We start from the raw sequence: 23,684 nt of genomic DNA on the forward strand, positions 1-23,684 counted from the left end.
GCCCCCGCCGCCGCGCCCCGCGCGCCCCCCCGCGGCGGGCGCCGGGCCAGGGGGCACCGCGTTAGATCACGCTGCGCCCCTCGGCCCTGGCCTTGCGCAGCTCGCGGTAGAACGCGCGGCTGATCACGAAGAGCACGCCGGCCACGACGACGGGCCAGACGAGCACGTACACCGTCAGCAGGAACGTCATCAGATCCCCTCTCCTGCCGCGACGGGCTCGCCCCGTCGCGGCTCCTCGGCCGGACGGCTCGCAGCCGTCTCCTCCTCGTCGAAGTTGCCGGTGCGCTCCTTGATCAGGGCGAAGTCGAACCGGTCCTTGCTCAGCAGCGTCAGAGCGACGCAGACGATCGTGCTGACCGCGTACGCCACGAGCGAGCCCGACAGCACCGGGTAGGTGTGCAGGAACCCGATCGCGAACGGCGCGGCCGCCACCGTGGCGACCGTCCCGACGACGAGGGCGACCCGCTTGCCGAAGAAGCCGAAGGCCATCAGGCCGAGCACGATCCCGATGCCGAGCGTGGACAGGACGTCCGACGCGAGGCCCAGCCCGCCCGAGAGGTCGACCCACGAGAAGCGCACGGGCAGGAAGCACGCGAGCCCCGCGACGACCGCGGCGCTGAAGGCCACGTTCGTGACCCGGTCCCAGTAGAAGCTCGCGATGACGGGGAACACGAGGGCGCCCCACAACGCACCGACGAACACGAGCAGGTCGAGGATGTTGAACTTCGACCCGGCGAACACCAGTCCCGCGGCGATCGAGACGACCATCGTGATCCGGCCGATGAGGACCATGGTCCGCGGGTTGGCGCGCTTCTTGCCCGCGACGTTCTGGCCGTAGATGTCCGCCATGACGATCGACGAGAGGGCCGTCAGGTCGGAGTCCGCCGTCGAGGAGAGCGACCCGATGATCATCACGAAGAACAGGCACAGGAGCGCGGGGTTCAGGTAGTTCGCGGCCATCTGCGGGACGAGGTTGTTCATGTCCCCGCCGAGCGGCTCGATGCCCGCGTACAGGGCGATGACGCCGAGCATCCCGATGCCGATGATCGTCGCGCCGTAGCCGAAGGTCGCGGTCACGAACGTCTTCTTGATGAGGTCCTCACGGACCGCGAACAGCCGCTGGGCGATGGTCTGGTTGCCGATCGCGTAGGCCAGCACGGCCGCGATGTACGGGGCGCCCTGGTTGAAGAACGCGTCCGAGGAGAAGAAGTCCTTCTGCTGGGCCGTGAGGTTCGCCGCGCCCGTCTCGAACAGGCTGGGCCCGCCGGCCGCGAAGAACACGACCGGGATGATGACCACGACCGCGCCCAGCAGCGCCACCACCTGGGCGAAGTCGGTGAGGACCGACGCCCGGAAGCCCGACCAGAGCGTGTACAGGAGCACGCCGGCCGCGATGGCGACGATGCCCTGCGTGAAGGTGTAGGGCGTGAGCATGGCGACCAGGGCGCCGCCGGCGATGAGGTTGGACGTGAGGCTGATGACGCTGCCGAGCACGTTGGACCCGGCGAGCATGAGCTGGCTCGAGCGGCCGTGGCGGGCGAACATCACCTCCGCGATCGTGTGCGCGCGCGGCGCGACGGCGCGGATGCGGCGCCCGAACGGGTAGATGAGCAGGATCATCAGCGCGCCCCAGAGCCCGTAGTGGATGGGGCCGGAGACGCCGTAGGTGTAGCCGGACGTAGCGGAGGCGTACATCGACGACGCCCAGATCCAGGTGGCGGTCATCGACGCCGCGGAGATCCCGAAGCCGATCTTTCCGCCGCCCGTCATGTAGCCGTCCGCGTTCTCCTTCTTGCGGCTGATGCGGACCGACATGTAGAAGCTGCCGCCGAAGAACAGCAGCAGGATGAGGATCACAATCGGTCCAGGGATCTGTTGCAGGTTGCCCAAGGGGTTCTCACTCTCTCGTCAGGGAACCGGAGGCCCGATGCGGGTCCGGCGGGACGGGGACAGCGGGAACGACAGCTAGGCGGGCGGCACTCGCCGGGGGCAGACGGGGCGGCACGCACAGGGCAGTGCGTACCGTGCCGGTTGGGTCGACAGCACGACGCTCCTTCCGTTCGTCAACCGTCCTGACCAGGGCGCATGGCGATGCGCCGCGGTCGGGGCGTGCGGGTGCCGGCGCACGGAGGGGCCGGCGGTTCGTGACGGGGACCAAGCGGGAACTCTCGCGAGAGCGCGCCGACGAGACGTGGTGTCGGGGTTCCTCCGGGCGCGGCACAGCGCGCCGATCAATGGCCGTCGGTCACGTTTATACCACAAAATGGAAACATTATTCCCAGGGCGCCACCGACCAGAGGACGCGGGGAATTCCCGTCGCCCACGACGCGCCGTCCTGCCAGACTCCCGCGCATGACGACCGACGACGGGCGCGACGGCGGCCCCGGCCCGACGCCCTCCCTCCGCACCGCGCGGGTGCTGCGCGTCACCGAGACCGCCTGCGACGTGTGGCACGACGGCCGTGCCGCCACGGTCCCGTTCGCCGCGACGGTCCCCTCGCCGCACACCGAACGCTTCTCCCCCGGCCACCTGGTCGCGATCGCGGCACCCGCCGGCGGGCGCGACGTCGTCGTGTGGCGGTGGTACGACGCCGTCGTCCTCGACGATGAACGCGACGGGTCGGTGCGCCTGTGGGAGCCGGCGCACGGCGAGGTCCTCGCACGGCCGCGCCCCGGCTGCCCCCACCTCGAACCAGGCGTGCGCGCCTACGCCTCGGCGGGCCTGCCCGGCGCCGACTGGTGGGTGGCAGCGGCCGTCGGCACCGGCGACTCGGTCCCCCCGGTCGACCTCGACGAGGTCGCCGAGCTCTACACGAGCAGCGGGCTCTGGGCCGCGGCCCTCGGCTGAGGTGCCGAGGTCATCTCACGTCACTTCACCGCGCCGCCGAGCGCGCCGGCGGCGATGTACCGCTGGGCGAGGACGAGGAGCACGATCGCCGGCACGGAGGAGATGACGGCGCTCGCCATCACGGGCCCCCAGCTCTGGACGTTGCCCTGCAGGTAGTCGTAGATGCCGAGGGTGATGGGCTTGATGTCCGCACCCGTGGTGAGGGTGAGGCCGAACATGAAGTCGCTCCACGCGAAGAGGAAGCTGAACAGCCCCGCGGTGATGAGCGAGTTCTTGCTCACGGGCACGATGATCGACCAGAACGCGCGGAAGTGGCCGGCGCCGTCGACCCGCGCCGCCTCGGTGAGCGCGGGCGGGATGGACCGCATGAACGCGCTCATGATGAGGATCGCGAACGGGATGCCGTGCGTGGCGTTCGCGAGGATCAGGCCGACGTACGTGTTGAGCAGGCCCAGGTCGTTGAACAGCGTGTAGAGCGAGTTCGCGATGACGATGCCGGGGATCATCTGCGCCAGCAGCAGCACGAACAGGAAGATCCCCATGCCGCGCAGCCGGAACCGCGACAGCGCGTAGGCGGCGGGCGTCGCGATCACCAGGGACACGAGCACCGCGCCGAGGGCCACGATCATGCTGGTGACGAGGTTGCCCGTCTGGTCCTCCCACGCCCGCTGGTAGCCCTCGAACGTGACGTTCGTTGGGAAGAAAGAGCTGTTCGCCGCTGTACCGCCGCCCTGGAGGGAGACGTTGACCATCCAGTAGACGGGGAACAGCATGACCGCGAGGAGCACGATCCCGACGATCGTGTACCGCAGCTTCCGGGCGTCGGTCGTCTGATTCACGATGAACCTCACTCATCCACGGCGCGCTTGTTGACGCGCAGGTACACGACGGCGAACAGCAGCGACACCACGATGAGGATGTTGCTGACCGCGGCGCCGGTGCCGAAGGAGAACTCCTGGAACGAGCGTCGGTAGGAGTCGGTGGCCAGGGTCTGGGTCGCGTTGGCGGGTCCGCCGCCGGTGAGGCCCAGGATGATGTCGAGCACCTTGAGGGTGTAGATCACGCCGAGCACGAGGACGACGCTGACCACGGGCCGCAGGTTGGGCCACGTGATGTGCCAGAACGCCTTGGCGCCGGTGGCGCCGTCGAGGGCGCCGGCCTCGTAGAGCTCGTCGGGGATGTTCTGCAGCCCGGAGTACAGCAGCGTCATGTTGAACGGGATGCCCACCCAGACGTTCACCAGGACGACGGCGACGAGCGCGACGTCGGGGCTGGTGAGCCAGTGGACCGGCGCGATGCCGATCGAGCCCAGCGCTTCGTTGAGGACGCCGCCGTCCTGGTCGAGGATCCACTTCCACACCGCGGTGCCCGCGATCATCGGCAGCAGCCAGGGCAGCAGGAGCAGGGACCGCAGCACGTTCCCCAGCGGGAACCGCCGCTTGAAGAACAGGGCGAACAGGAGCCCGATGACGAACTGGCCGACGATCGAGCCGACGGTGAACAGCGCCGTGTTGAGCACGGTCGTGCGGAACAGGCTGCTCGTGACGACCTCGACGTAGTTGTCGAGCCCGACCCACGGCGCCTCGCCCGAGACGAAGGTCCGCACGGTGTAGTCCTGCGACCCCATCACGAGGTTCTTGACGATCGGGTACCCGAAGAACACGAGCACGTACGCGATCGCCGGCACGAGGAACAGCCACTGGGCCGTCCGCTCGCGCACCCGGGCGCGGCTGCGCCGACGGTCGGCGCTGAGACCGGGCGCGACGACGGGCGCCGGGCCGGCGAGGGTGGTGGTCATCGTCGATCCTTCCTCGGTGACGACGCGCGCGAGGTCGGCGTGCGCATCAGTGCTCCGTCGCCCGCTCGAGGGCTTCCGCGGGAGGCTCGCTCCCGGTCAGCGCGAGCTGCTGGGCGGTGTAGATCTGGGTGGCGGCGCCGGGCCAGTCCGGCCCGAGCAGCGCGGTGCGCGACCGGGCGGTCTGCACGGTGTCGACGAACGTCGCCACGACCGGGTTCTCGGCAGCCGCCTCGGCGGCGACCTCCGTGTCCGACGGGACGGCGCCGCGGCCGGTGGCCATGGCGAGCTGGTGCTCGCCGCGGGTCACGCAGGCGACGAAGTCGCCGGCCTTCGCCATCTTGTCGGGGTTCCCGGTGCGCGGGACGGTGAACGCCTCGCCGCCGAGCGGCGCCTCGAGCGTGTCACCCGCCTCCGGGACGGGCAGCGGGACGGCGGCGTAGTCGAGGCCCTCGGCGGCCTCCAGCGCGGGCATGTTCCAGGGCCCGTTGACCATCATGGCGGCCTTGCCCGCGATGAACTGGTCGTTGACGTCGTTCTGCGACCAGTTGACGACGCTCGACGACGCGTACCCGTCCTGCACGAGGCCGTCGACGAAGGAGAGCGCCTCGACCGCCTCGGGCGACGTGAGGTCGTCCTCGTCCGCCCCGTTGCTCCACAGGTAGGGCAGGAACTGCCAGGTGCCCTCGAACGTGTTGGCGGCGCTGAACGCGAGGCCGTAGCGCCCGTCGGTGGTCAGCGCCTCGGCCGCCGCACGGAGCTCGTCCCAGGTGGTGGGCGGCTCGATCCCCGCCTCGGCGAGCGCGTCGACGTCGTAGAACAGGCCGACCGTGTTGACGACGGGCGCGATGCCGTACAGGTCGCCGTCGTAGGTGCCCGCGTCGACGACGCCCTGCGGGAACCCTTCGCCCGTGATGCCGTAGTCGGTCAGCGGGCTGAGCGCGCCGGACGACGCGATCTGCTGCACGTCGGGGTTGTCGAGCATGAGGACGTCGGGGAGCGTGTCGGACGACGCCTGCTGCAGCACGGTCGCGATGAGCCCGGAGCCCGCCACGTGGTTGGCCTGCACCTTCATGCCGACTTCGGCGGCGCAGGCGTCGTAGACCTCCTGGTAGACGGGCGCGCTGGTGTCGGACAGCGTGTCGGTCACGACGAGCGTGCCGTCGTCCGCACGGGCACCGCCGCTGCAGGCTGACAGCCCCAGGACGACGACGGCGGCCGACGCCGCGCCGACGGCGGTGTGGGTTCGTCGCACAGTCGTAGCTCCTTCGCTCGGTTCACGTGACGGCGAGGTTAGGCACGACCCGGCGAGGCTGTCAAAGCGCTTTACCAATCTCGTCCGGCTGTGTGATCATCGATCCGCAGCACCGTTCCCGAGCCCTGTTCCCGATCTGTTCCCGACGTGTTCCCGACGTGAGGAGTGCCCCGTGGTGACCATGCAGGACGTGGCCGACCGGGCCGGCGTCTCCCTGACGACCGTGTCGTTCGTCGTCAACGGGACCAAGCGCGTGGCCCCGGCGACGCGCACCCGCGTCGAGGACGCGATGGCCGACCTGGGGTACCGGCGCAACGTGCTCGCCCGGGCCCTGGCGAGCCGCCGCAGCCACATCGTGTCGCTGGTCTTCCCCGCCCTGCAGCACCGCCTCGGCAGCACCGCGCTGAGCATCGTCACCGCCGCCGCGAGCGCCGCGACCGAGCGCGGCTTCAACGTGGTGCTGTGGCCGGTCGACGACGTCGCCCAGCTCGACGACTACCTGTCCGGCGGGCTCGTCGACGGCGTCCTGCTCATGGAGGTCACCGCCGACGACCCGCGCGTCGCGCTGCTCGCCGAGCGCGAGGTGCCCTTCGGGCTGATCGGCCGGACCGAGGACCCGACCGGGCTGTCGTACGTCGACATGGACTTCGCCGGCATGGTCGCCACCGGTCTCGACCACCTCACCGACCTCGGCCACCGCCGGGTCGCCCTGGTCCTCGGCGAGCCGGGCGGCCCCTCCGGCCCCGCGTGGTCGGGGTACGGGCCGGTCGTCCGCACCGAGCAGGCGTACCTGGCCGAGGCGGCGCGCCGTGGCCTCGACCCGCTCGTCGTCCGCGCCGCCCAGGACCCGCGCTCCGGACGGCGGGCTGCCACCGCCCTGGCCGCCGACCACCCCGACGTCACGGCGGTCCTCGTCCTCAACGAGGCGGCCCTCTCCGGGTTCGTGAACGGGCTCGGCGCGGCCGGGCGCGCCGTCCCGGGCGACGTCTCCGTCCTCGCGCTCGCGACGTCCGCGGCCGACCTCGCGACGGCGGACCCCGCCGTCAGCGCCGTCGTCGCGCCCGGCGCCGAGCTCGGCTCCCGCAGCGTCCAGGACCTCGTCGACCGCCTCGCCGACCCGTCCGCCGCCCCCACCCACGACCTCCTGCCCGGCACGCTCCAGCTCGTCGGCTCCACCGCCGACGCCCGCTGACGCCCGCCGGCGCCCCGCACCACCCGCACCACGGAAGGCCCTCCCCCATGAAGTTCACCGACGGTTTCTGGCACGCCCGCCCCGGCGTCGCGATCCACTACGCCCGCGAGGTGGACCGGGTCGCCGCCGACGGCGCGAGCCTGCGCTCCGTCGCGCCGACCAAGGTCGTGCGGCACCGCGGCGACACCCTGAACAACCCGGTCATCACGACCACGGTGTCGTCGCCGATGGAGAACGTCGTGCGGGTGCAGCACGTCCACCACAAGGGTCGCCAGGAGCCCCGCCGCTTCGAGCTGGACCTGCTGGACGGCGTCGGCGAGGCCAAGGTCGTCGACGGCCAGGGCACGCTCACCACCGGCGACCTCAGCGTGCAGCTGTCCGTCGGGAAGTCCTGGGAGCTGTCGTTCCACGCCGACGGGCGCCGCCTCACCGGGTCGAGCGGCAAGTCGGCCGCGTGGGCGGACGTCGCGCCCGACGCCTCCGTCGACCACGGCCCGATCGAGCTGCGCCGCGACGGGCGCACCAGCTACGTGTTCGACCAGCTCGACCTGGGCGTGGGCGAGCTCGTCTACGGCCTGGGCGAGCGCTTCGGCCCGGTGGTGAAGAACGGCCAGACGGTCGACATCTGGAACTACGACGGCGGCACGTCGAGCGAGCAGGCGTACAAGAACGTGCCGTTCTACCTGACCACCGGCGGGTACGGGGTGTTCGTCAACGACCCCGGCCACGTCTCGTTCGAGGTGGGCTCCGAGGCCGTCGAGCGGGTGCAGTTCTCGGTGCTCGGCGAGGCCCTCGACTACTTCGTCGTCTACGGGCCGGACCCGAAGACGATCCTCCAGCGCTACACCGCGCTCACAGGCCGCCCCGCCGAGATCCCCGCCTGGACGTACGGGCTGTGGCTGTCCACGAGCTTCACCACGGACTACGACGAGGCCACGGTCAACTCGTTCATCGACGGGATGGCCGAGCGGGACATCCCGCTGAGCCTGTTCCACTTCGACTGCTTCTGGATGCGCGAGTTCAACTGGTGCGACTTCGAGTGGGACGAGCGCACCTTCCCCGACCCGGAGGGCATGCTGGCCCGTCTCCACGACCGCGACCTGCGGGTGTGCGTGTGGATCAACCCGTACATCGCCCAGCAGTCGCCGCTCTTCGACGAGGGCATGGCGGCCGGCTACCTGGTGAGGCGTCGGGACGGCTCGGTCTGGCAGTGGGACCGCTGGCAGGGCGGCATGGCCCTGGTGGACTTCACCAACCCGGACGCCGCCTCCTGGTACAAGGACAAGCTGCGCGTGCTCGTGCGCCAGGGCGTCGACGCGTTCAAGACCGACTTCGGCGAGCGGATCCCGGTGGACGTCGAGTACTTCGACGGCTCCGACCCGGAGCGGATGCACAACTACTACACCCACCTCTACAACGAGGCGGTGCACGAGGTGCTCGCCGAGGAGCGCGGCACCGGCGAGGCCGTGCTGTTCGCCCGCTCGGCCACCGCCGGCGGGCAGCAGTTCCCGGTGCACTGGGGCGGCGACTCCACGGCGTCGTACGTGTCGATGGCCGAGTCGCTGCGCGGCGGCCTGTCGCTCGCGTACAGCGGGTTCGGGTACTGGAGCCACGACATCGGCGGCTTCGAGATGACGCCGGACGCCGGCGTGTTCAAGCGCTGGACGGCGTTCGGCCTGTTCTCCAGCCACAGCCGCATGCACGGGAGCGGGTCCTACCGCGTGCCGTGGATGTTCGGCGAGGACGAGTCCGACCCGACGAGCGCCGTCGCCGTGACCCGCACGTTCGCGCGGTTCAAGAACCGGCTCGCGCCCTACCTCGTCGCCACCGGGCACGAGGCGCACCGGTCGGGCACGCCGATGATGCGGCCCATGCTGCTGGAGTTCCCCGACGACCCCGCGGTGCCGCACCTGGACCGCCAGTACATGCTCGGGTCCGACCTGCTCGTGGCGCCGGTGTTCAACGCCGAGGGCGACGTCGACCTCTACCTCCCCGAGGGCGAGTGGGCCGGCCTCCTCACCGGCGAGCGCGTCGCCGGCGGCCGCTGGGTGCGCGAGAACCACGGCTTCGACTCGCTGCCGGTCTACGTCCGCACCGGCGGCGTCGTCCCGCTCAGCGCCCACGAGGAACGCCCGGACGCCGATCACCTCGACGGGCTGACGCTGCTCGTGCACCCCGGCGCGGACGGCTGGTCGCGGCGCGTCGAGGTCGACGGCGCCGACGGCGAGGCCGTGGCGTTCACCGTCCGGCGCGACGGCGACGAGGTCGTCGTCGAGTCGGCGCTCGGCGCGGGCTGGTCGGTCGAGGTCGTGGGCGGCGCCCGCGCCGAGGCCGCGGACGGCGTCGCGCGGGCCGCGGCATGAGCGGCGCGACGGCGGGCACCGGCGTCAGCGTCGCGAGCCCGGGCCCGCTTCCCGGCTGGCTGCCGGACGCCGCCACCGCGGCCGGCGCCCGCCTGGTCCCGCCCGGTCCGGAGACCGACGGCCTGCTCTGGTTCGGCGGCGACCTCGCCGACCTGCGGGCGGCGCTGGCGTCCGCGCCGGGCACCCGCTGGGTCCAGCTCCCGTCGGCCGGGGTCGACGCGTACGCCGACGGCGGGCTGCTCGAGGCGCCCGGCATCACCTGGACCTCCGCGAAGGGCTCCTTCGCCCGGCCCGTGGCCGAGCACGCCCTCGCGCTGACCCTGGCGCTGCTCCGGCACCTGCCGGAGCGCGCCCGCGCCCGCTCGTGGGGCAGGTCCGCCGGGACGTCCCTGTTCGGGGCCGACGTGCTCGTGCTGGGCGCCGGCGGCATCGCCCGCACGTACCTCGACCTGCTCGCGCCGTTCGGCACGCGCACCGTCGTCGTCCGCCGTCGGGCCGAGCCGGTGCCCGGCGCCGAGCGGACCGTCACCACGGAGCACCTGGGCGCGGAGCTCGCCCGGGCGGACGTCGTCATGGTCGCCGCGGCGCTGACCACGCAGACCCGCGCGCTGCTGGGCGCCGAGGAGCTGGCCGCCCTGAAGCCCGGCGCCGTGCTCGTGAACATCGCGCGCGGCGGGCTCGTCGACACCGACGCCCTCGTCGCCGCGCTGGCCTCCGGCCGGCTCGGCGGCGCGGCGCTGGACGTCACCGACCCCGAGCCCCTGCCCGACGGCCACCCGCTGTGGGACCTGCCGACCGCGCTGATCACCCCGCACACGGCGGACACCGCCGAGATGGTCGCGCCGCTGCTGCGCGCACGGGTCGAGGAGAACCTCCGCCGCTTCGTCGCGGGCGGCACGCTCGAGGGCGTCGTCGACCCCGCCGCCGGGTACTGACGTGGCCGGAGCGGGCCCGGGCGACGTGCGCGGCGTCGTCGTCATGGGCGTCGCGGGCTGCGGCAAGTCGACGGTCGGGTGGCTCCTCGCTGCCCGCCTGGGCCTGCAGTTCGTGGACGCCGACGACCTGCACCCGCCGTCGAACGTCGCGAAGATGTCGGCGGGGACCCCGCTCACCGACGACGACCGGCGCCCCTGGCTCGCCCGCGTCGCGGAGGTGCTCCGCGGCGGCGACGACGGCGCACCGGCGGTCGTGGCCTGCTCGGCCCTGCGCCGGTCGTACCGGGACATCCTGCGGGCCGGCGCGGGCGGCGACGTCGCGTTCGTCCACCTGCACGGCGACCGCGACCTGCTCGCGCGGCGCATCGCGGCGCGCGCGGACCACTTCATGCCGCCGGCGCTCCTCGACTCGCAGCTCGCCACGCTCGAGCCCCTGGGCTCCGACGAGACCGGCGTGATGGTCGACGTCGACCAGACCGTTGACCGCGCCGTCGACGTCGTCGCGGGCTGGTTCAGCCGCCCAGGGGTGCCCTGAGAGGGTCTCCCGGGGCGGGCCGCCGGCATCTACGGTGGGCACGCACCATCGACCGAGGAGAACTCTTTGCGCACCGTCAACGCCTACGCCGCCCCGTCCGCGACCGAGCCGCTGGTCCCCACGACCATCGAGCGTCGCGACGTCGGCCCGAAGGACGTCCTGATCGCCATCCGCTACGCGGGGATCTGCCACTCCGACATCCACACCGTGCGCGGCGACTGGGGCCCGATCACCTACCCGCAGGTCGTCGGCCACGAGATCGTCGGCGAGGTCGTCGAGGTCGGCCCCGCCGTCACGAAGCACGCCGTGGGCGACCGCGTCGGCGTCGGCTGCATGGTGAACTCGTGCCGCGAGTGCGAGAACTGCCTCGCCGGCATGGAGAACTACTGCCTCGCGGGCAACACCGGCACGTACGCCGCCGTGGACCGCGACGGCACCATCACCCAGGGCGGCTACTCGACGCACGTCGTCGTCGACGAGGACTTCGTGCTCCGCGTCCCCGCCGCCATCGACTACGCCGCGGCCGCGCCGCTGCTCTGCGCGGGCATCACCACCTACTCGCCGCTCGCGCACTGGAACGCCGGCCCCGGCAAGCGGGTCGCGGTCGTCGGCATGGGCGGCCTCGGCCACATGGCCGTCAAGATCGCCGCCGCGATGGGCGCCGAGGTCACCGTGCTCTCGCGCACCCTGGCGAAGAAGGACGACGGCCTCGCCTTCGGCGCGACCGACTACTACGCGACCGACGACGCCGCCACGTTCGAGGCGCTCGCCAACCGCTTCGACCTCATCGTCAACACCGTCAGCGCGCCGCTCGACCTGAACCAGTACCTGCGGCTGCTGCGCCTCGACGGCACCATGGTCAACGTCGGCGCCCCGCCGGAGCCGCTGCCCATCCAGGTGTTCTCGCTGTTCAACAACCGCCGGTCGTTCGCCGGCTCCAGCATCGGCTCCATCGCCGAGACGCAGGAGATGCTCGACTTCTGCGCCGAGCACGGCATCGCGCCGGAGACCGAGCTCATCGGCGCCGACCAGATCAACGACGCCTACGAGCGCGTGCTGTCCAGCGACGTGCGCTACCGGTTCGTCATCGACACGGCGACCCTGTAGCCACGCCGGCGCTCGCCCCCTTCATTCCGACCGGGTCGCCTCCGGCTGCTCGAGCCCGCGGAAGGGGGCGAGCGCCTCCTCGTAGGCGGGCTTCATGCCCGTGCGCACCACCGTCGCGCCGTACTCCAGGGTGATCGAGGCCGCCGGGAGGTCCAGCTCCTCGGCCTCGTCGAGGCCGTCGCCCGTCGGGTCGAGGGACGCGTCCTGGAGATCGAGGCTGATCCACCGGTAGCCGTCGGCGGCCACGGCCGACCACCACCAGCACCCGCCGCCGACGACGTTGCAGAACCGGTCGCGGTACTCCTTACGCCAGGCCGGGTCATCCGCCATCGCCTCTGACTCGTGCTCGAGCACCAACGGCCCCAGCCCGGCCTCCTCGGTCACCCGGCTGGCGGCGTCGACGACCGCCCGCCACTGCTCCAGGTCAGGCGGCCGGTCGCTGCTGAGCCGGCAGCAGTTCACCGTCGTCAGCAGGGGCTCTCCCCCGTACCCGTTGCCCTCCTCCGGGTACCAGTCCTCGTCGTCGAACCAGGACTCCTCCGCACGCTGCGGCACCAGTGGCGTCCCCGCCGCCTCCTCCACCGCGTCGCGGAGGTCGTTCACCAGCTGCCTGGCGGGGGCTTCCAGCTCCGCCTGGTCCGGGGCGTCGAGCAGAGCCTCGGCGTCCGACCCCTCGGCGGCCGGGTAGTCCTTCCAGTCCACCGTGACGGTCTCGCCGTTCGCGTCCGTGTACGTCGTCGTCGGGGACGGCCCCATCCCGAGCACGCTGCACCCGGCCAGCAGCGCCGACGTGACCAGCACCAGGACCACCGGGAGACGCCGCCGCATCCGCGAAGTCTGTCACCGCGGGCGGCGTCGCCGGCCCAGGGGCGTGGGTGAAAGCGGCCGTGCGTCCGACCTCGGGGCGACGCTCCGTCAGCCTGTCTGCTCGACGCCGGCGCTCGCGCGCTGCTGCGCCATGCGGCGCAGCGTGAGCAGCACGGGGTCGGTGAGCAGGGTGCCAACGACGACCTGCCGCACGGCCCCGGCACGGTCCGCGGGCACGGAGGCGACGTCGGCGGCGGCGACGGTGTCCGCCGCCTCGGCGAGGGCCGCGAGGTGGGCGTCCGAAAGGTCGATGCCGGCGGCGTCCGCGGCCCGGAGCTGGCCCGCCAGACGCGCGACGAGCGGGTCGTCGTCGGCGCACCACTCCCGGGCCGCGACCAGCTCGGCAGCGCGGGCCGCCCAGCGATCGGGCTCCTCGGAGGCCGGCTCACCCTGGTCCGTGCGGTCCTGTGGGCGCCCGTCCTCCCGCGCGAGCATGACGTGCTGCGCCGCCCCGAGGAGCTCGTGCCGGCTGGTCGGCGGGTCGTCCAGCACGGCGAGGACCTCGCGCACCGCGCCCAGCGTCAGGCCGGCGGACTCGGTGAGTGCACGGACGAGCCGCACCCGCGAGACGTGCGACGTGTCGTACACGGCCTGGGTGCGGGCTGTGGCCGTGCCGGCGTGCAGCAGCCCCTCCCGCACGTAGAACTTCAGCGTCGCGACCGGGACGCCGGTCCGTTCCGCGAGACCCGAGATGCGCATGCTCCTCCGTCCGTACCTCTTGACTTTGGAGAGTAGCACTATCCAATATTGGAGAGTTCCACTATCCGTTCGAGTGGAGGTTCCCATGAGCACGCTGACGACCCACCAGCACGAGGGCAGCCTCGCCGTCTTCCTCATCGGCGCGCGGGTGGTCAAGCCCTGGCGCCCCGACGCCTGGCTCCCCGCGTTCGCCGCGATGGGACCGATGCTCGCCGAGCTCGGTCGCGACCCCGACGCCGGCCTCCTCCACGCGCGCACCACGATCGACGCCGACCTGCGTGGGGTCACCGTCGTGCAGTACTGGCGCAGCATCGACGACATCTACCGCTACGCCAACGCCGACGAGCGACGGCACCGCCCCGCCTGGCTCGCCTTCTATCGTCGTGCGCACCGCGTGCCCGGCGCCGTCCAGGTCTGGCACGAGTCGTACGCCGTCCCCGCCGGGCACCACGAGAGCCTCTACGCCGACGCTCCCCGGCCCTTCGGCCTCGCCCGAGCCGCGGGCAGCATCCCCGCGTCCCGCCGCGGCCGCACCGCACGCGAGCGGCTGAAGAACCCCGTCACGTCGGCATAGGCGGCCGGCGGGCACGGTCCCGGCCCTACTCCCCCGCGCCGCTCCGCTGCGCGATCGAGACCAGGTGGGCGTGGGCGTACTCGCACACCAGCGCGTGCCGGTAGACGAGCTGCGGGACGTCCACGTTCGTGTCCATCCAGAGGCTCAGGGCGCCCATCTTCCAGTGCTCGAACGTCTCGTCGTCGGTCAGCACGGCGAGGATGCTGAGGAAGGAGTCGTCGAAGCGCAGCGAGTGGATCGCGCGGCGGAACTCCTCGAGGTTCAGCGCGATGCAGAACGGGATGTTCATCATGCACAGGGCCGTCTGGATGTCGAGGCGCAGCAGGCGGGGGCGACGACGTTCGGGGTCGAGGTCCGGCACGTCCAGCTGGGCGAAGTTCAGGCGCTCGGGCGCCGTGATGTCGATCCCCTCGAGCGCGATGAGCACGTCGTAGACGTTGACGTCGTGCTCGACGACGGCGTTGTCGCCCAGGCCGGACAGCGTCGTCGGGCGCAGCGTGACCGGCTCGATGGCGGCCGGGGTGTTGCGGATGATGAAGTTCACCAGGTTGGTCTCCACCACGAAGTGGCGGATCAGCAGCTCGACGGCGTCCGGCGACACGAACCGGCGCAGGAACCACAGGCACAGCGCGTCCATGGTGGCGAGGGTCATCCACCTGCCGGGGAACACCCGCTTCACGACCGAGAGCACCGCCACCAGCACGCGAGAGACGATCCGCGCGATCGGGTACAGCAACCGCCGGGACGGGCGCTGCTGGTCCTCGATGATCATCCGCACCAGCGGCTTGTCGAGCGGCACCGAGGGGTCGGCGTAGATCGCCTCCCACATGCTCGGGTCGGACCGCACGGGCATCAGATCTCGTCCAGCTCGGTCAGCTGCATGACGTAGAGCCGGGCCACCACCCGCGCGCAGGTGACGATGGCGTCGGCCGCCTCGTCGTCGATCCGGTCGGACGTGAGGATCGCGTCGAGCGTGCCGGTGTGCTCGGCGTCGGCGTCCTGGTGGTAGGCCATGAAGTGCACCTGGTTGTCCGCCAGCCCGAGCACCTCCTGGAACCGCCGGGCCCACACCCCAGCCTTCTGCGCGCCGAGCCCCTCGATGATGAACATCGCGCCGAGGCACCCGACCGGGTTCGGCCGGCTCGCCTCGTGGAACATGTAGCCCGACAGCGCCTGCGAGCCGAGGTTCTTCTGGCCCGCACGCAGCGCCTCGAGCGAGCCGCCGACGGCGACGTAGTCGCGCTCGAGCAGCAGGTGGTCGCGGTGCTCCTCCAGCGCGTGCGAGATGGCGGCCGAGCGCAGGTCGAAGTGGTCCATGTCGAAGTTCGACGCCGCCCGCGCGATCCACAGCGACCCGTCGACCACCTGCTGGCGCAGGTTGTGCAGCAGGCGCTGGTAGTCCGCCACCGTCACGTCGCCGGCGTCGAGCGCCCGCAGGATCGGCACGTCGCCCAGCCGGGCCTCGAAGTCCGCCCAGACGTCGGCGAGCCGGGCGAGCAGCCCCGCCCGGTCCGGCTGCGGCGGGCGGTAGCCCTCGACGGTCCCGGTGCTGGCCTGGGTGCTGGCCTCGGTGCTGATCCCGGTGCTGGTCATCTGGTGCTCCTTCGCGGTGCGACGACGGTCAGGTGGGCGAAGCCGAACGAGAACCGTCCGGACTCGGGGACGGCGAGGAGGATCGTGTCGCCCGGCGCGAAGCGCCCGGTGCGCCACGCCTCCTCCAGCGCGATGAAGATGCTCGCGGCGCCGGTGTTGCCGCACGTCTCCAGGTTGGAGAACCAGCGGCTCGTGTCCATGCCGGGGACGCGCGCGCTCAGCGCGTCGAAGACGACGTCGCGGAAGGCGTTGGTGCTGTAGTGGCAGAGCACGTGGTCGAGCTTCTTGAGGTCGATCAGGCCGCGGTCCACGAACTCCTCGAACTGCGCCAGCCCGGCGGCGGCGAGCTCGTCGAGCACGGCCGTCTCCTGCCGGATCTGCAGCAGGCCGGCCTTCTCGGCGGTGGCCACGTCGTCGTAGTCCTGCCACGTATGGCCCGCGACGGCGGTGGGCCCGTCGAGGCCGGCACGCATGCAGACCTCGTGCTCGTGCGCGAGCGAGACCTGCCGGACCCAGTCCACGCGCAGCGACGGCTTGTCGGGGCGCGGCTGGAACTCCACGATCGCCGCGCCCGCGCCGTCGGACAGCATCCACCGCAGGAAGTGCGCGTCCAGGTGGTCCTCGACGCCCTCGAAGCGCCGCTGGTGCAGCCACCGGCTGGACAGCTCCGAGCCCACCACCGCCGCCCGCGGGTGGTCGCCCAGCCGCACCTTGCTCACCGCCGCGTCGAGCGCCGCGATGCTGGACGCGCACACGCCGCCCGCCGTCAGCGTCTGCATCGGCCCGCCGCCGAGCCGCCCGTGCACCATCGACGCGAACCCCGGCACCAGCAGGTCACCCTGCGTCGTGGCGCACGCAAGCATGCCCAGGTCGGAGGCGGCGATCCCCCGGTCGGCCAGCGCGTCCTCGAGCGCATGGACGGCCAGCTCCTCGTTGAGCTCGGTGGTGCGGCCCTCGTCGTCCAGCGCGTAGTACCGCTGCCGGATGCCGTTGGCGCGCTGGATGCGGGCGCGCAAGCCGTCAGTGCGCTTGTCGACCCCGCCGAGCCGGCGCGCCACGTCCTTGTTGGCTACCGGTTCGCCGGGCAGGTACCGGCCCAGGCCGGTCAGGTACGCGGTCGCTGGCATGGGGGTATTCAGCCACATCCGACCCCGTCGTGTCGCTGGTTTCACAACACCTCGACGTGTGCCCGCCTCTGAACCTCGCCAGGTGGAGCTTTCTCGTCTGCTCGCCGGCGGCCGAGGTGCTCGGTTGCGCCAGCCGGGCGAGACGAGACCTTGAGCTCTCTGCGGACAGTCGCACCCGCGACCGTTCGAGGGAGGTCAGAAGTTGATCGTGTAGCCAGACATCTCAGGATCGTTGAAATTCCGCCCTTTTCGCACTCATCACGAGCGGCCGTGCAACTCGCATGCCACTTGAAACACGGATGTGGACAGTGCCTCACATGTGTCCCGCTGATCCCACGCCAGCGTACGTCACTAGACCTTTGGTGCCTTGCCCGAGGGACGTCCCGCCACCTCTAACCGGACCCTCAGGACTTTCCCTGTCGTGCGATTTTGCTGCGAGCACATTTCTGCAAAGTCGGCGTCCCAGCAAAATTGGTGAGTTCCTCTGCGGCGAAGAACGGGTGGATCACCAGCGTTGGCCCGGGCGAAGAACGCTTCAGTCCAGACCGAGGCTGCCCTGAACCGGAAACCCGTCACCGGGATGAGATTCCGTCGGGGGCACGTACCGCGAATCACGAGGATCGGGCCATTCGTGTGCCGCCACGATCCATGGCCCAGCCTTCTCGAGCTTTCCCTGAAACTTCGGGTTCCGCTTTTTCTTCTCCGCACCATAGGACCACTGCGGCTCCTCCTTCAACCAACCGGCGGCGATGCCCGCGTTCATCTCGTGGATGTTCTGGATCCAGATGGCGCGAAGCAGCATAGGCGACCAAGCCGCCTTGCGAGGTCGAGACTTCCCCGTTGATGGCTTGTAACTCGTCTTTTTCTTGCCATAGTTCGCGCCATAGGCGTAGAGCCAAGAATGGAAGTTCCCGCTAAGGTCGCGGTCGGATAGGCCGTCGACGATGAGGAACCCGAGCCCCTGCTCGTCGATGCAGTCTCGCATCGCGGCGGCATCATTCAGCCAGAAATCGCCGGTGATCTCGGTCGGTCTCTTACCGGTGGGCGGCACATCGCGAGACAGGATGCTGTGCCCCTTCATGTCCCACACGCGTGTCGGCGAGGCATAGTCGAATAGCGTCTCGCCATACTTTGTGCGCGGCGCACCGACCGGCGGGGTTGGGAACTTCTCGTTGAGGATGGCTCGAGAGAACTCCTCGAAATACCAGCCGAACCACTCGCTCCCGAACCATTTAGTGCTACCGTTCTCGCGCATCCAGCGGACGGACTCCCGGCCGTCCCAACGAGTCGGCAACTCCCTGGCCAACTCAGCAACGAGCGCCCGGCCCTCCTCCTCCGCCGTCATCCAAGCTGCGGACTTCGTCCCCGTTCGGCGCTCCGCCCCAGCGAGGATCATGTTGAGGCCCTGTTTCGTGACTGTGCCCGCGGTCGAGACCGCCTTCCGCGTCCACGGCACACCAAACTCGCGGCAAAGCGCCTGGGCGAGCGCGTGCTTATTCGTCGCGGTCCTACGGATCTCCGGCGCGAAATGATCCGCGAGGTCCTCGAGGGTCGCGGCGTACTCCTTGCCTCCTGGACCCAACTTGTACCGCGGCTTTCCGATGAGGTCTTGTAGCCGGTCCACACCCTCCTGCTTGCCCTTCGCGGGCTTGAATGTGGGGAAGGCATGAAGTACCTGTGCCAACGCATCCAGGTCGTCGACCTGTGACTGACGGGACAGCTGCCTGAGGTTCCGTGACGCTGCCCAGAGGAGGTTGTTCATCCCTTCGAGCGTGATCTGGTACTGACGGTAGTGCCAAGACTCGATCCACTCGACGCCGAGCGCTTCCGCGATCTGAGCACCCACCACCGCATTGACCGCGTTGGAGTCGACCTCAAGCCCGAGTGCGGACGACAGCGCAAGCAGCGATCGACGGGGGCCACGAGAACCCGCGTCCTTCGCGTCGGTCATCGCGAACATGCGCGCCGACGCTTCGGCGATGGTCATGGCCTCGCTGAACGTTGGGTCCATCTGCATCCTGCCGACGGCGCGGTCCCGTGATCGGAGCCATGCGCTGCTGGCGTCAGTCGTAGTCACACATGCACCCTGGCACAGCCAGTCGACGTTCGGTAGTGCGCGACGCTGGACAGCCGATTGCGACAACCACTCGGCCACGCTTTCACTCGATAGTGCGGGGCCGGCATAAGTTGGGTTCACATATACGGACGGAGAACATCGAGAACATCGGACTCCCGCAGCCTTTCCATCACCTTCTTCTCGATCTGTCTGATTCGCTCCCTGGTTAGCCCGTAGAATCGTCCGATCTCGTCAAGAGTCATCGACTCCCCCGTGCGGAACCCAAACCGCATCGAGATTATCCCGCGCTCTCTCTCCGTAAGGAGTTCCATCACTCGCTGCAATTGAAGCTTCAGCATCTCGAGATCGATCTGCTCCGCGGGGTTTGGCCCGCTGTCTGCGAGTGCGAGAAGATCTCCCAAAGTTGCTTCACTGCTGTCACTCACAGGCATGTCGAGTGAGACCAGATCCTGCGGCCGACCGAGCCTTAGGCACTCCAAGATCTGGCCCTCGTCGAGCCCGCACGCAGCAGCAAGCTCCCGGACGCGCGGTGGATCTCCGTCGACAGTCAATCGGTCGCGTGTCGCCCAGACCTTGTTCACCCTCTCGACCATGTGCACAGGGAGCCTAATCAATCGTGACTCATTAGCGATTCCACGTGTGATGGATTGCCTCACCCACCATGTTGCATAGGTAGAAAACTTGGTTCCCTGCTGCGGGTCAAACATCTCGACCGCCCTTACGAGCCCGACGGCGCCATGCTGAAAGATGTCCTCATAAGCCATACCGACAACGCCATATCTCTGGGCAATCGAATGGACCAAACGCTGATTGTGCAGGAACAGGCAGATCGCAGCCTCGGCCCGCTCCCCCGTTAGCCTCCCGAATTCACCGGACTCAAGCGGCTGCCCGGCGTCCCCACGAAGGATGAGCGCAAGTCCCACCTCCTCTTTTGCAGTGAGGATAAAGTTCTCCGGTCGCGCGCGCCGCCGGTCGGACTGCATGACGTGCCTTGCGGCGGCGATGGCGTCGGCGACCACGTCGTCGCCCGAGCGCTGCTCCCGGTCAAGATCCAGGTCTAGGCCCGGTGCTGGATCGTCCTCGCCGCGATCGGGCCGCCCGCGCAACTGCAGCCCGGCTTCTGCGATCACAGTCTCCAGGCGCTTGCGGACCTGCACGGATGCGCCAACCGACTCGGCCACCGCGCGGTAGGCATCCCACTCGATCGCACCATCGACGATGAACGGAGCCAAGCCAGAAACGACGGCGCGGAACGCCTGATCCTCACGCCGTGGAGGTTTGTCGGAGGTCGTCATGGGGGCTGTGAACTACCTTTCGTGCGTACGAGACACCCTAGGGCTAGCGTCCGACACCCGTTGGTCCCGTGCATCGCGTAAGCTGTGGCGGACGATTGTTCCATGCCCGCGCTGCGGGACCGTGACTCATGCGAGGTGCTGTGTTCGCCGACGAGGGTTCGCTTTGGCGCCGGGCCGAGATCGCCTGGGCCGACTGGCTGAGTCCCCAGGGCTACAGCGTCTTCATGGCCTCTGACCATCAGTCGAACGCGCCTGGCACCTCTGCGCCGATGCTGAGGGTCGGGGGTCAGTGGCGCCGCGTTCCGGATGTCATGACGAATCGAGCGGGCGTCACCGAGTACTGGGAGGTCAAGTCACGCACCAGGGCCGACGTCGACGAACTCACCGGCCAGCGTGAACACTGGATGTCGTATGACGCTTTCCGTGACTACGTTCTGGTAGCTCAAGGCGGCACCCGCGTGTGGGTGGTGCTCTACGAAGTACCGTCGGGGCTCGCACCAGGGCGATGGCTGCGAATCGACGTTGGGCTTCTTCGCGACCTCGGTCGGCGGGGAACCAAGTATGGCCGTGGCGGGCGGTTGGTCGATGCCTGGACCTGGCCCGTGGACAAGATGCAGGTGGTCAACGGGCCGCCGGTTACGGACGTCGAGAGTGTCGGACTGCTTCCTAACGAAGGCGAGCAGGAACCCCTCCCCGAGGCGGACCTCCAGATCATGGAACGACGGTCGCGGCGGCCAGTGACGGACGCAGCGGAAAACGAGAACCAGAGGCGGGCCGCGGCCGTACTCGGCGACTCGACCGACACCGGTCTCGATGTCCTCTCGAGCACACTGGGACTGCCGCGGCGCCCCCACTACTCAGTCCTCTGCCTCAACCCGGACCAGTCAGTCCTCGACGACCTTCTGGGCATCCTCGAGTACGGCATCAGGCTGTTCGTAGTAACCGACACCCTCACCGCCCCGTCCTCTGTTCGGATGCGTGCGTTCGCCGAGGCCCGAATGCTCGAGTGGGCCACAGCACCTGGTCCCCTCGGTACCACGCGGTGGGTGATCGACGGACAGGTTGACTCTGCGGACGACGCGGAGGTCAACGCCGCCCTCAGTGCGGCCGACGACGTCAGCGGACTCAACGTCAGGCAGTACCGAATCGTGCACGAGCATCCGGACAGCGACGTTATGGTGATGGCGGGTGCCGGCACCGGGAAGACCGAGACGATGGCTGAGCGTTTCGTCTTCCTCCTCGCCACCAGCGGACTCATCGAGATGGAAGAAGGTTCCTCGCCGCATGCCCTGCGTGCAGACGAGATCGCGCTAATCACGTTCACGCGCGATGCGGCCGCACAGATGCGGGAGCGCCTCGCCAGGACTCTCATGCTCCGCCAGCGACTTGCGTCTCGCTGCGCACTGCCGGCACTCGCGTGGCTTATGCAATTGAGCGGCGCGCCCATCTCGACGATCCACTCTTTCGCGAAACGGCTGGCGCAATCAGGGGGTCCGCGGGTCGGACTGAGTCCAGCGTTCTCCGTCTCCGACCGGACCATGGAGTTTCGCGCGCTCCTGGAGCGTGAGCTCTCGCTACCACTCGGGAAACTCCTCCTTGCGCGGCAAGGCAATCAGATACCCGCCGCCTACGAGTGGGAGACGCATGTCAAGGCCGTCTGGGATCAACTTAGCAACAACGGCGTCGATCTCCTTGGCCTCACCGACGGAGTCGCCGACTCCGATGTCGACTGGGGCAGGGTCGGATCAACGGAAAGCACATCGATGGACGAGGTCGTTGCCACGTACACGCGGGAAATTATTCAGAGCCTAGCATCGGCCTTTAGAGAGGACTGCATCAGGGCCCAGGCCATCCCGACCGGTCAGTTAGTTCCCTTGGCAATCGCGAGCCTGCCCAGCACTGGACAATCACCGGCAGCCTCACCGAAGTATCTCTTTGTCGACGAGTTTCAGGACACCGACCGTCTGCAGATCGAACTGATCCTCGGAGTCCGCGATCGGGCAGGGTCCAGGCTATTTATCGTGGGCGACGCCAAGCAGGGCGTATACCGCTTCAGAGGCGCAGCCGGCGACGCGTTCCAACTTTTTCGCACCATGTACGACAGGCGCGACTCCGGCCACCGCGTGGAACACACTCTCACTCGCAATTTTCGGTCTGGCCAGAAGCTTCTTGACTCCCTTCACCCTTTCTTCGAGTCCTGGGCTTCAAAGGACTTATTGACGTACGAACCAGGTGATCGCTTGCTCCCGCAGCTTGGGGCGACTGACGACAGCGATCCTGTTCAGGTTCGGACGGTGGTCAAGTCGCGGACCGTCACTGAGGCCGCCCTACAGGTCGCCATCTGGCGACGCGACCACCCCAACTCGTCCATCGGGATTCTGTGTCGCCGGAATCACCAGGCGATCGAGATCCAGCGCGAGATCCGTGAAATCCACGGTCTCCCGTGCGAAATCCGTGTCGGCGGCGCGTTCTTTGCCAGCCCCGCGGTCCGCGAACTCCGAGTTCTACTCGAGGCGGTGGCCAACCCGGCCGATGACGCTGCCCTGCTGGAACTCTGCGAGACCCGCTGGGCACCGGGCCTCCTCGGTGCCGGGTCCCCAGATCCAGGGCTTGCCCATGCTTGGAACGGCGAGGATGTCTCCGTCCACGATTGGTCTTCACGCCTGTCGACGCTCGCCCAGACCTCGAACGTCATGCGCAACGACCTCGAACCCGTCCGGCTCCGAGTCCGCGCGTTGCGGGAGCGACTCGACAGAGTCCCGACCATTGCCTGGATCGTCGATTGCACCCGTATGTTCATTCCACAGGGCGCGGCCCGCACCACAGTTGCCGACGACGAGACCGAGCGGACGCGGTACGCCCGGTGCCTCGACCAACTCCTCACGCGTCTCGACGCCGAGTTCCAGGACTCCCCCGTGACGCTCGATCGCGTGTTGTCGTGGCTCCGCCTTCAGATCGCTACGAACAGAAGTGAGGACGAAGAGAGTCCAACCGAGAGCGTGTCCGCCAGCGGCGCTATCGTGTCGCTGACCGTGCACAAGGCGAAAGGTCTGGAGTTCGACTTTGTACTTATTCCGCACCTCGCGACGTCCTTCGCACCCTCGCGCTCCCGTGCGACGAATGTCACCGTCCTCGACGGCGGCGGCCCTGGCAAGTTGCCCCGGCTCGCATGGCGGTGGCGACCGGTCGGAAGCACATACTCCAATGTTACGGACCAAGCCCTGTGGAGGCAGGAGCACGCGGCGACAGCGCGCGAGGAAGCGCGACTTCTCTATGTCGCAATGACTAGAGCCGAGAAACACCTGACATTGTTTATGCCACCCCAAGGTCCCGGTGCTGGCGTCGAAACGTGGGCAGATCTCGTCGGATTGGCTGGTCACTAATGGGCGAATGGTCCGCGGTAGCCTTACCCAGCGTCCGCCA

General features: G+C 69.4%; 20 protein-coding genes. 8 read left to right on the forward strand and 12 right to left on the reverse strand.

The annotated features are described in order from the left end of the window. Window positions 1-61: 61 nt before the first annotated feature. On the reverse strand, window positions 62-190 hold the full coding sequence (locus tag ACFQ8Y_RS20640) for a putative transporter small subunit (protein WP_430550256.1): 129 nt from the start codon (window positions 188-190) through the stop codon (window positions 62-64). Next, entirely contained in the window at window positions 190-1,815 is a 1,626-nt protein-coding gene (locus tag ACFQ8Y_RS20645; protein WP_430550380.1) for a sodium:proline symporter, read from the reverse strand. Before ACFQ8Y_RS20645 ends, ACFQ8Y_RS20640 begins: the two co-directional genes overlap by 1 nt. A 537-nt stretch (window positions 1,816-2,352) precedes the next feature. On the opposite strand from ACFQ8Y_RS20645, the gene ACFQ8Y_RS20650 reads away from it, so the two are divergent. Continuing rightward, on the forward strand, window positions 2,353-2,847 hold the full coding sequence (locus tag ACFQ8Y_RS20650) for a hypothetical protein (RefSeq protein WP_430586595.1): 495 nt from the start codon (window positions 2,353-2,355) through the stop codon (window positions 2,845-2,847). A gap of 20 nt (window positions 2,848-2,867) precedes the next feature. Here the strand turns inward: ACFQ8Y_RS20650 and ACFQ8Y_RS20655 are convergent, their stop codons facing one another. From ACFQ8Y_RS20655 to ACFQ8Y_RS20665, 3 genes are all read right to left on the reverse strand, one after another. After that, window positions 2,868-3,620 (reverse strand): carbohydrate ABC transporter permease, encoded by a 753-nt coding sequence (locus ACFQ8Y_RS20655; RefSeq protein ID WP_430550381.1) that lies wholly within the window; start codon window positions 3,618-3,620, stop codon window positions 2,868-2,870. Between the two features lie 74 nt (window positions 3,621-3,694). Continuing rightward, on the reverse strand, window positions 3,695-4,645 hold the full coding sequence (locus ACFQ8Y_RS20660; RefSeq protein WP_430586596.1) for a carbohydrate ABC transporter permease: 951 nt from the start codon (window positions 4,643-4,645) through the stop codon (window positions 3,695-3,697). A gap of 46 nt (window positions 4,646-4,691) precedes the next feature. Continuing rightward, window positions 4,692-5,897 carry an extracellular solute-binding protein gene (locus ACFQ8Y_RS20665; protein WP_430563151.1) on the reverse strand — a complete coding sequence of 402 codons (1,206 nt, stop codon included), beginning with the start codon at window positions 5,895-5,897 and terminating at the stop codon, window positions 4,692-4,694. A gap of 181 nt (window positions 5,898-6,078) precedes the next feature. Between ACFQ8Y_RS20665 and ACFQ8Y_RS20670 the strand changes: the two genes are divergently transcribed. The 5 genes from ACFQ8Y_RS20670 to ACFQ8Y_RS20690 all read left to right on the forward strand — a co-directional run bounded on the left by ACFQ8Y_RS20670 (window position 6,079) and on the right by ACFQ8Y_RS20690 (window position 12,029). After that, window positions 6,079-7,089 carry a LacI family DNA-binding transcriptional regulator gene (locus tag ACFQ8Y_RS20670; protein WP_430586627.1) on the forward strand — a complete coding sequence of 337 codons (1,011 nt, stop codon included), beginning with the start codon at window positions 6,079-6,081 and terminating at the stop codon, window positions 7,087-7,089. A 47-nt stretch (window positions 7,090-7,136) separates the two neighbouring features. Beyond that, a complete protein-coding gene (gene yicI, locus ACFQ8Y_RS20675; protein ID WP_430586597.1) occupies window positions 7,137-9,452 on the forward strand; it encodes an alpha-xylosidase in 2,316 nt (771 codons plus the stop codon). Then, window positions 9,449-10,387, forward strand: a complete 939-nt coding sequence (locus tag ACFQ8Y_RS20680; RefSeq protein WP_430586598.1) for an NAD(P)-dependent oxidoreductase — start codon at window positions 9,449-9,451, stop codon at window positions 10,385-10,387. Before yicI ends, ACFQ8Y_RS20680 begins: the two co-directional genes overlap by 4 nt. Before the next feature lies 1 nt (window position 10,388). Next, window positions 10,389-10,922: a gluconokinase gene (locus ACFQ8Y_RS20685; protein WP_430586599.1), complete on the forward strand. Its 534-nt coding sequence runs from the start codon at window positions 10,389-10,391 to the stop codon at window positions 10,920-10,922. Between the two features lie 66 nt (window positions 10,923-10,988). After that, window positions 10,989-12,029 carry an NAD(P)-dependent alcohol dehydrogenase gene (locus ACFQ8Y_RS20690; protein ID WP_430586600.1) on the forward strand — a complete coding sequence of 347 codons (1,041 nt, stop codon included), beginning with the start codon at window positions 10,989-10,991 and terminating at the stop codon, window positions 12,027-12,029. A gap of 21 nt (window positions 12,030-12,050) precedes the next feature. Here ACFQ8Y_RS20690 and ACFQ8Y_RS20695 read toward each other — a convergent pair whose 3' ends face one another. Beyond that, entirely contained in the window at window positions 12,051-12,857 is an 807-nt protein-coding gene (locus ACFQ8Y_RS20695) for a hypothetical protein (protein WP_430586601.1), read from the reverse strand. Window positions 12,858-12,944: 87 nt separating this feature from the next. Further along, window positions 12,945-13,595, reverse strand: coding sequence for a MerR family transcriptional regulator (locus ACFQ8Y_RS20700; RefSeq protein WP_430586602.1), 651 nt, complete (start codon window positions 13,593-13,595; stop codon window positions 12,945-12,947). Window positions 13,596-13,680: 85 nt separating this feature from the next. Here ACFQ8Y_RS20700 and ACFQ8Y_RS20705 point away from each other — a divergent pair, with 85 nt between their 5' ends. Next, window positions 13,681-14,169 carry a DUF4188 domain-containing protein gene (locus ACFQ8Y_RS20705; RefSeq protein ID WP_430586603.1) on the forward strand — a complete coding sequence of 163 codons (489 nt, stop codon included), beginning with the start codon at window positions 13,681-13,683 and terminating at the stop codon, window positions 14,167-14,169. A 25-nt stretch (window positions 14,170-14,194) separates the two neighbouring features. Here the strand turns inward: ACFQ8Y_RS20705 and ACFQ8Y_RS20710 are convergent, their stop codons facing one another. The 5 genes from ACFQ8Y_RS20710 to ACFQ8Y_RS20730 form a co-directional block, all read right to left on the reverse strand. Then, the gene (locus ACFQ8Y_RS20710) at window positions 14,195-15,022 is read right to left on the reverse strand and encodes a DUF6999 family protein (RefSeq protein WP_430586604.1); all 828 of its coding nucleotides are present in this window, start codon (window positions 15,020-15,022) and stop codon (window positions 14,195-14,197) included. Continuing rightward, window positions 15,022-15,762 carry an iron-containing redox enzyme family protein gene (locus tag ACFQ8Y_RS20715; RefSeq protein ID WP_430586605.1) on the reverse strand — a complete coding sequence of 247 codons (741 nt, stop codon included), beginning with the start codon at window positions 15,760-15,762 and terminating at the stop codon, window positions 15,022-15,024. The genes ACFQ8Y_RS20710 and ACFQ8Y_RS20715 overlap by 1 nt, the downstream gene beginning before the upstream one ends. Then, complete coding sequence (locus tag ACFQ8Y_RS20720) at window positions 15,759-16,889, reverse strand: 3-oxoacyl-[acyl-carrier-protein] synthase III C-terminal domain-containing protein (protein ID WP_430586606.1); 1,131 nt, start codon at window positions 16,887-16,889, stop codon at window positions 15,759-15,761. Before ACFQ8Y_RS20720 ends, ACFQ8Y_RS20715 begins: the two co-directional genes overlap by 4 nt. 535 nt (window positions 16,890-17,424) lie before the next feature. After that, window positions 17,425-18,900, reverse strand: coding sequence for a hypothetical protein (locus ACFQ8Y_RS20725; protein ID WP_430586607.1), 1,476 nt, complete (start codon window positions 18,898-18,900; stop codon window positions 17,425-17,427). A gap of 182 nt (window positions 18,901-19,082) precedes the next feature. Then, window positions 19,083-20,261: an RNA polymerase sigma factor RpoD/SigA gene (locus ACFQ8Y_RS20730; protein ID WP_430586608.1), complete on the reverse strand. Its 1,179-nt coding sequence runs from the start codon at window positions 20,259-20,261 to the stop codon at window positions 19,083-19,085. A gap of 140 nt (window positions 20,262-20,401) precedes the next feature. On the opposite strand from ACFQ8Y_RS20730, the gene ACFQ8Y_RS20735 reads away from it, so the two are divergent. Next, window positions 20,402-23,644 (forward strand): UvrD-helicase domain-containing protein, encoded by a 3,243-nt coding sequence (locus ACFQ8Y_RS20735; protein ID WP_430586609.1) that lies wholly within the window; start codon window positions 20,402-20,404, stop codon window positions 23,642-23,644. Window positions 23,645-23,684: the final 40 nt, after the last annotated feature.

The organism is Isoptericola sp. NPDC056605, assembly GCF_042792795.1.
GTDB lineage: Bacteria > Actinomycetota > Actinomycetes > Actinomycetales > Cellulomonadaceae > Isoptericola.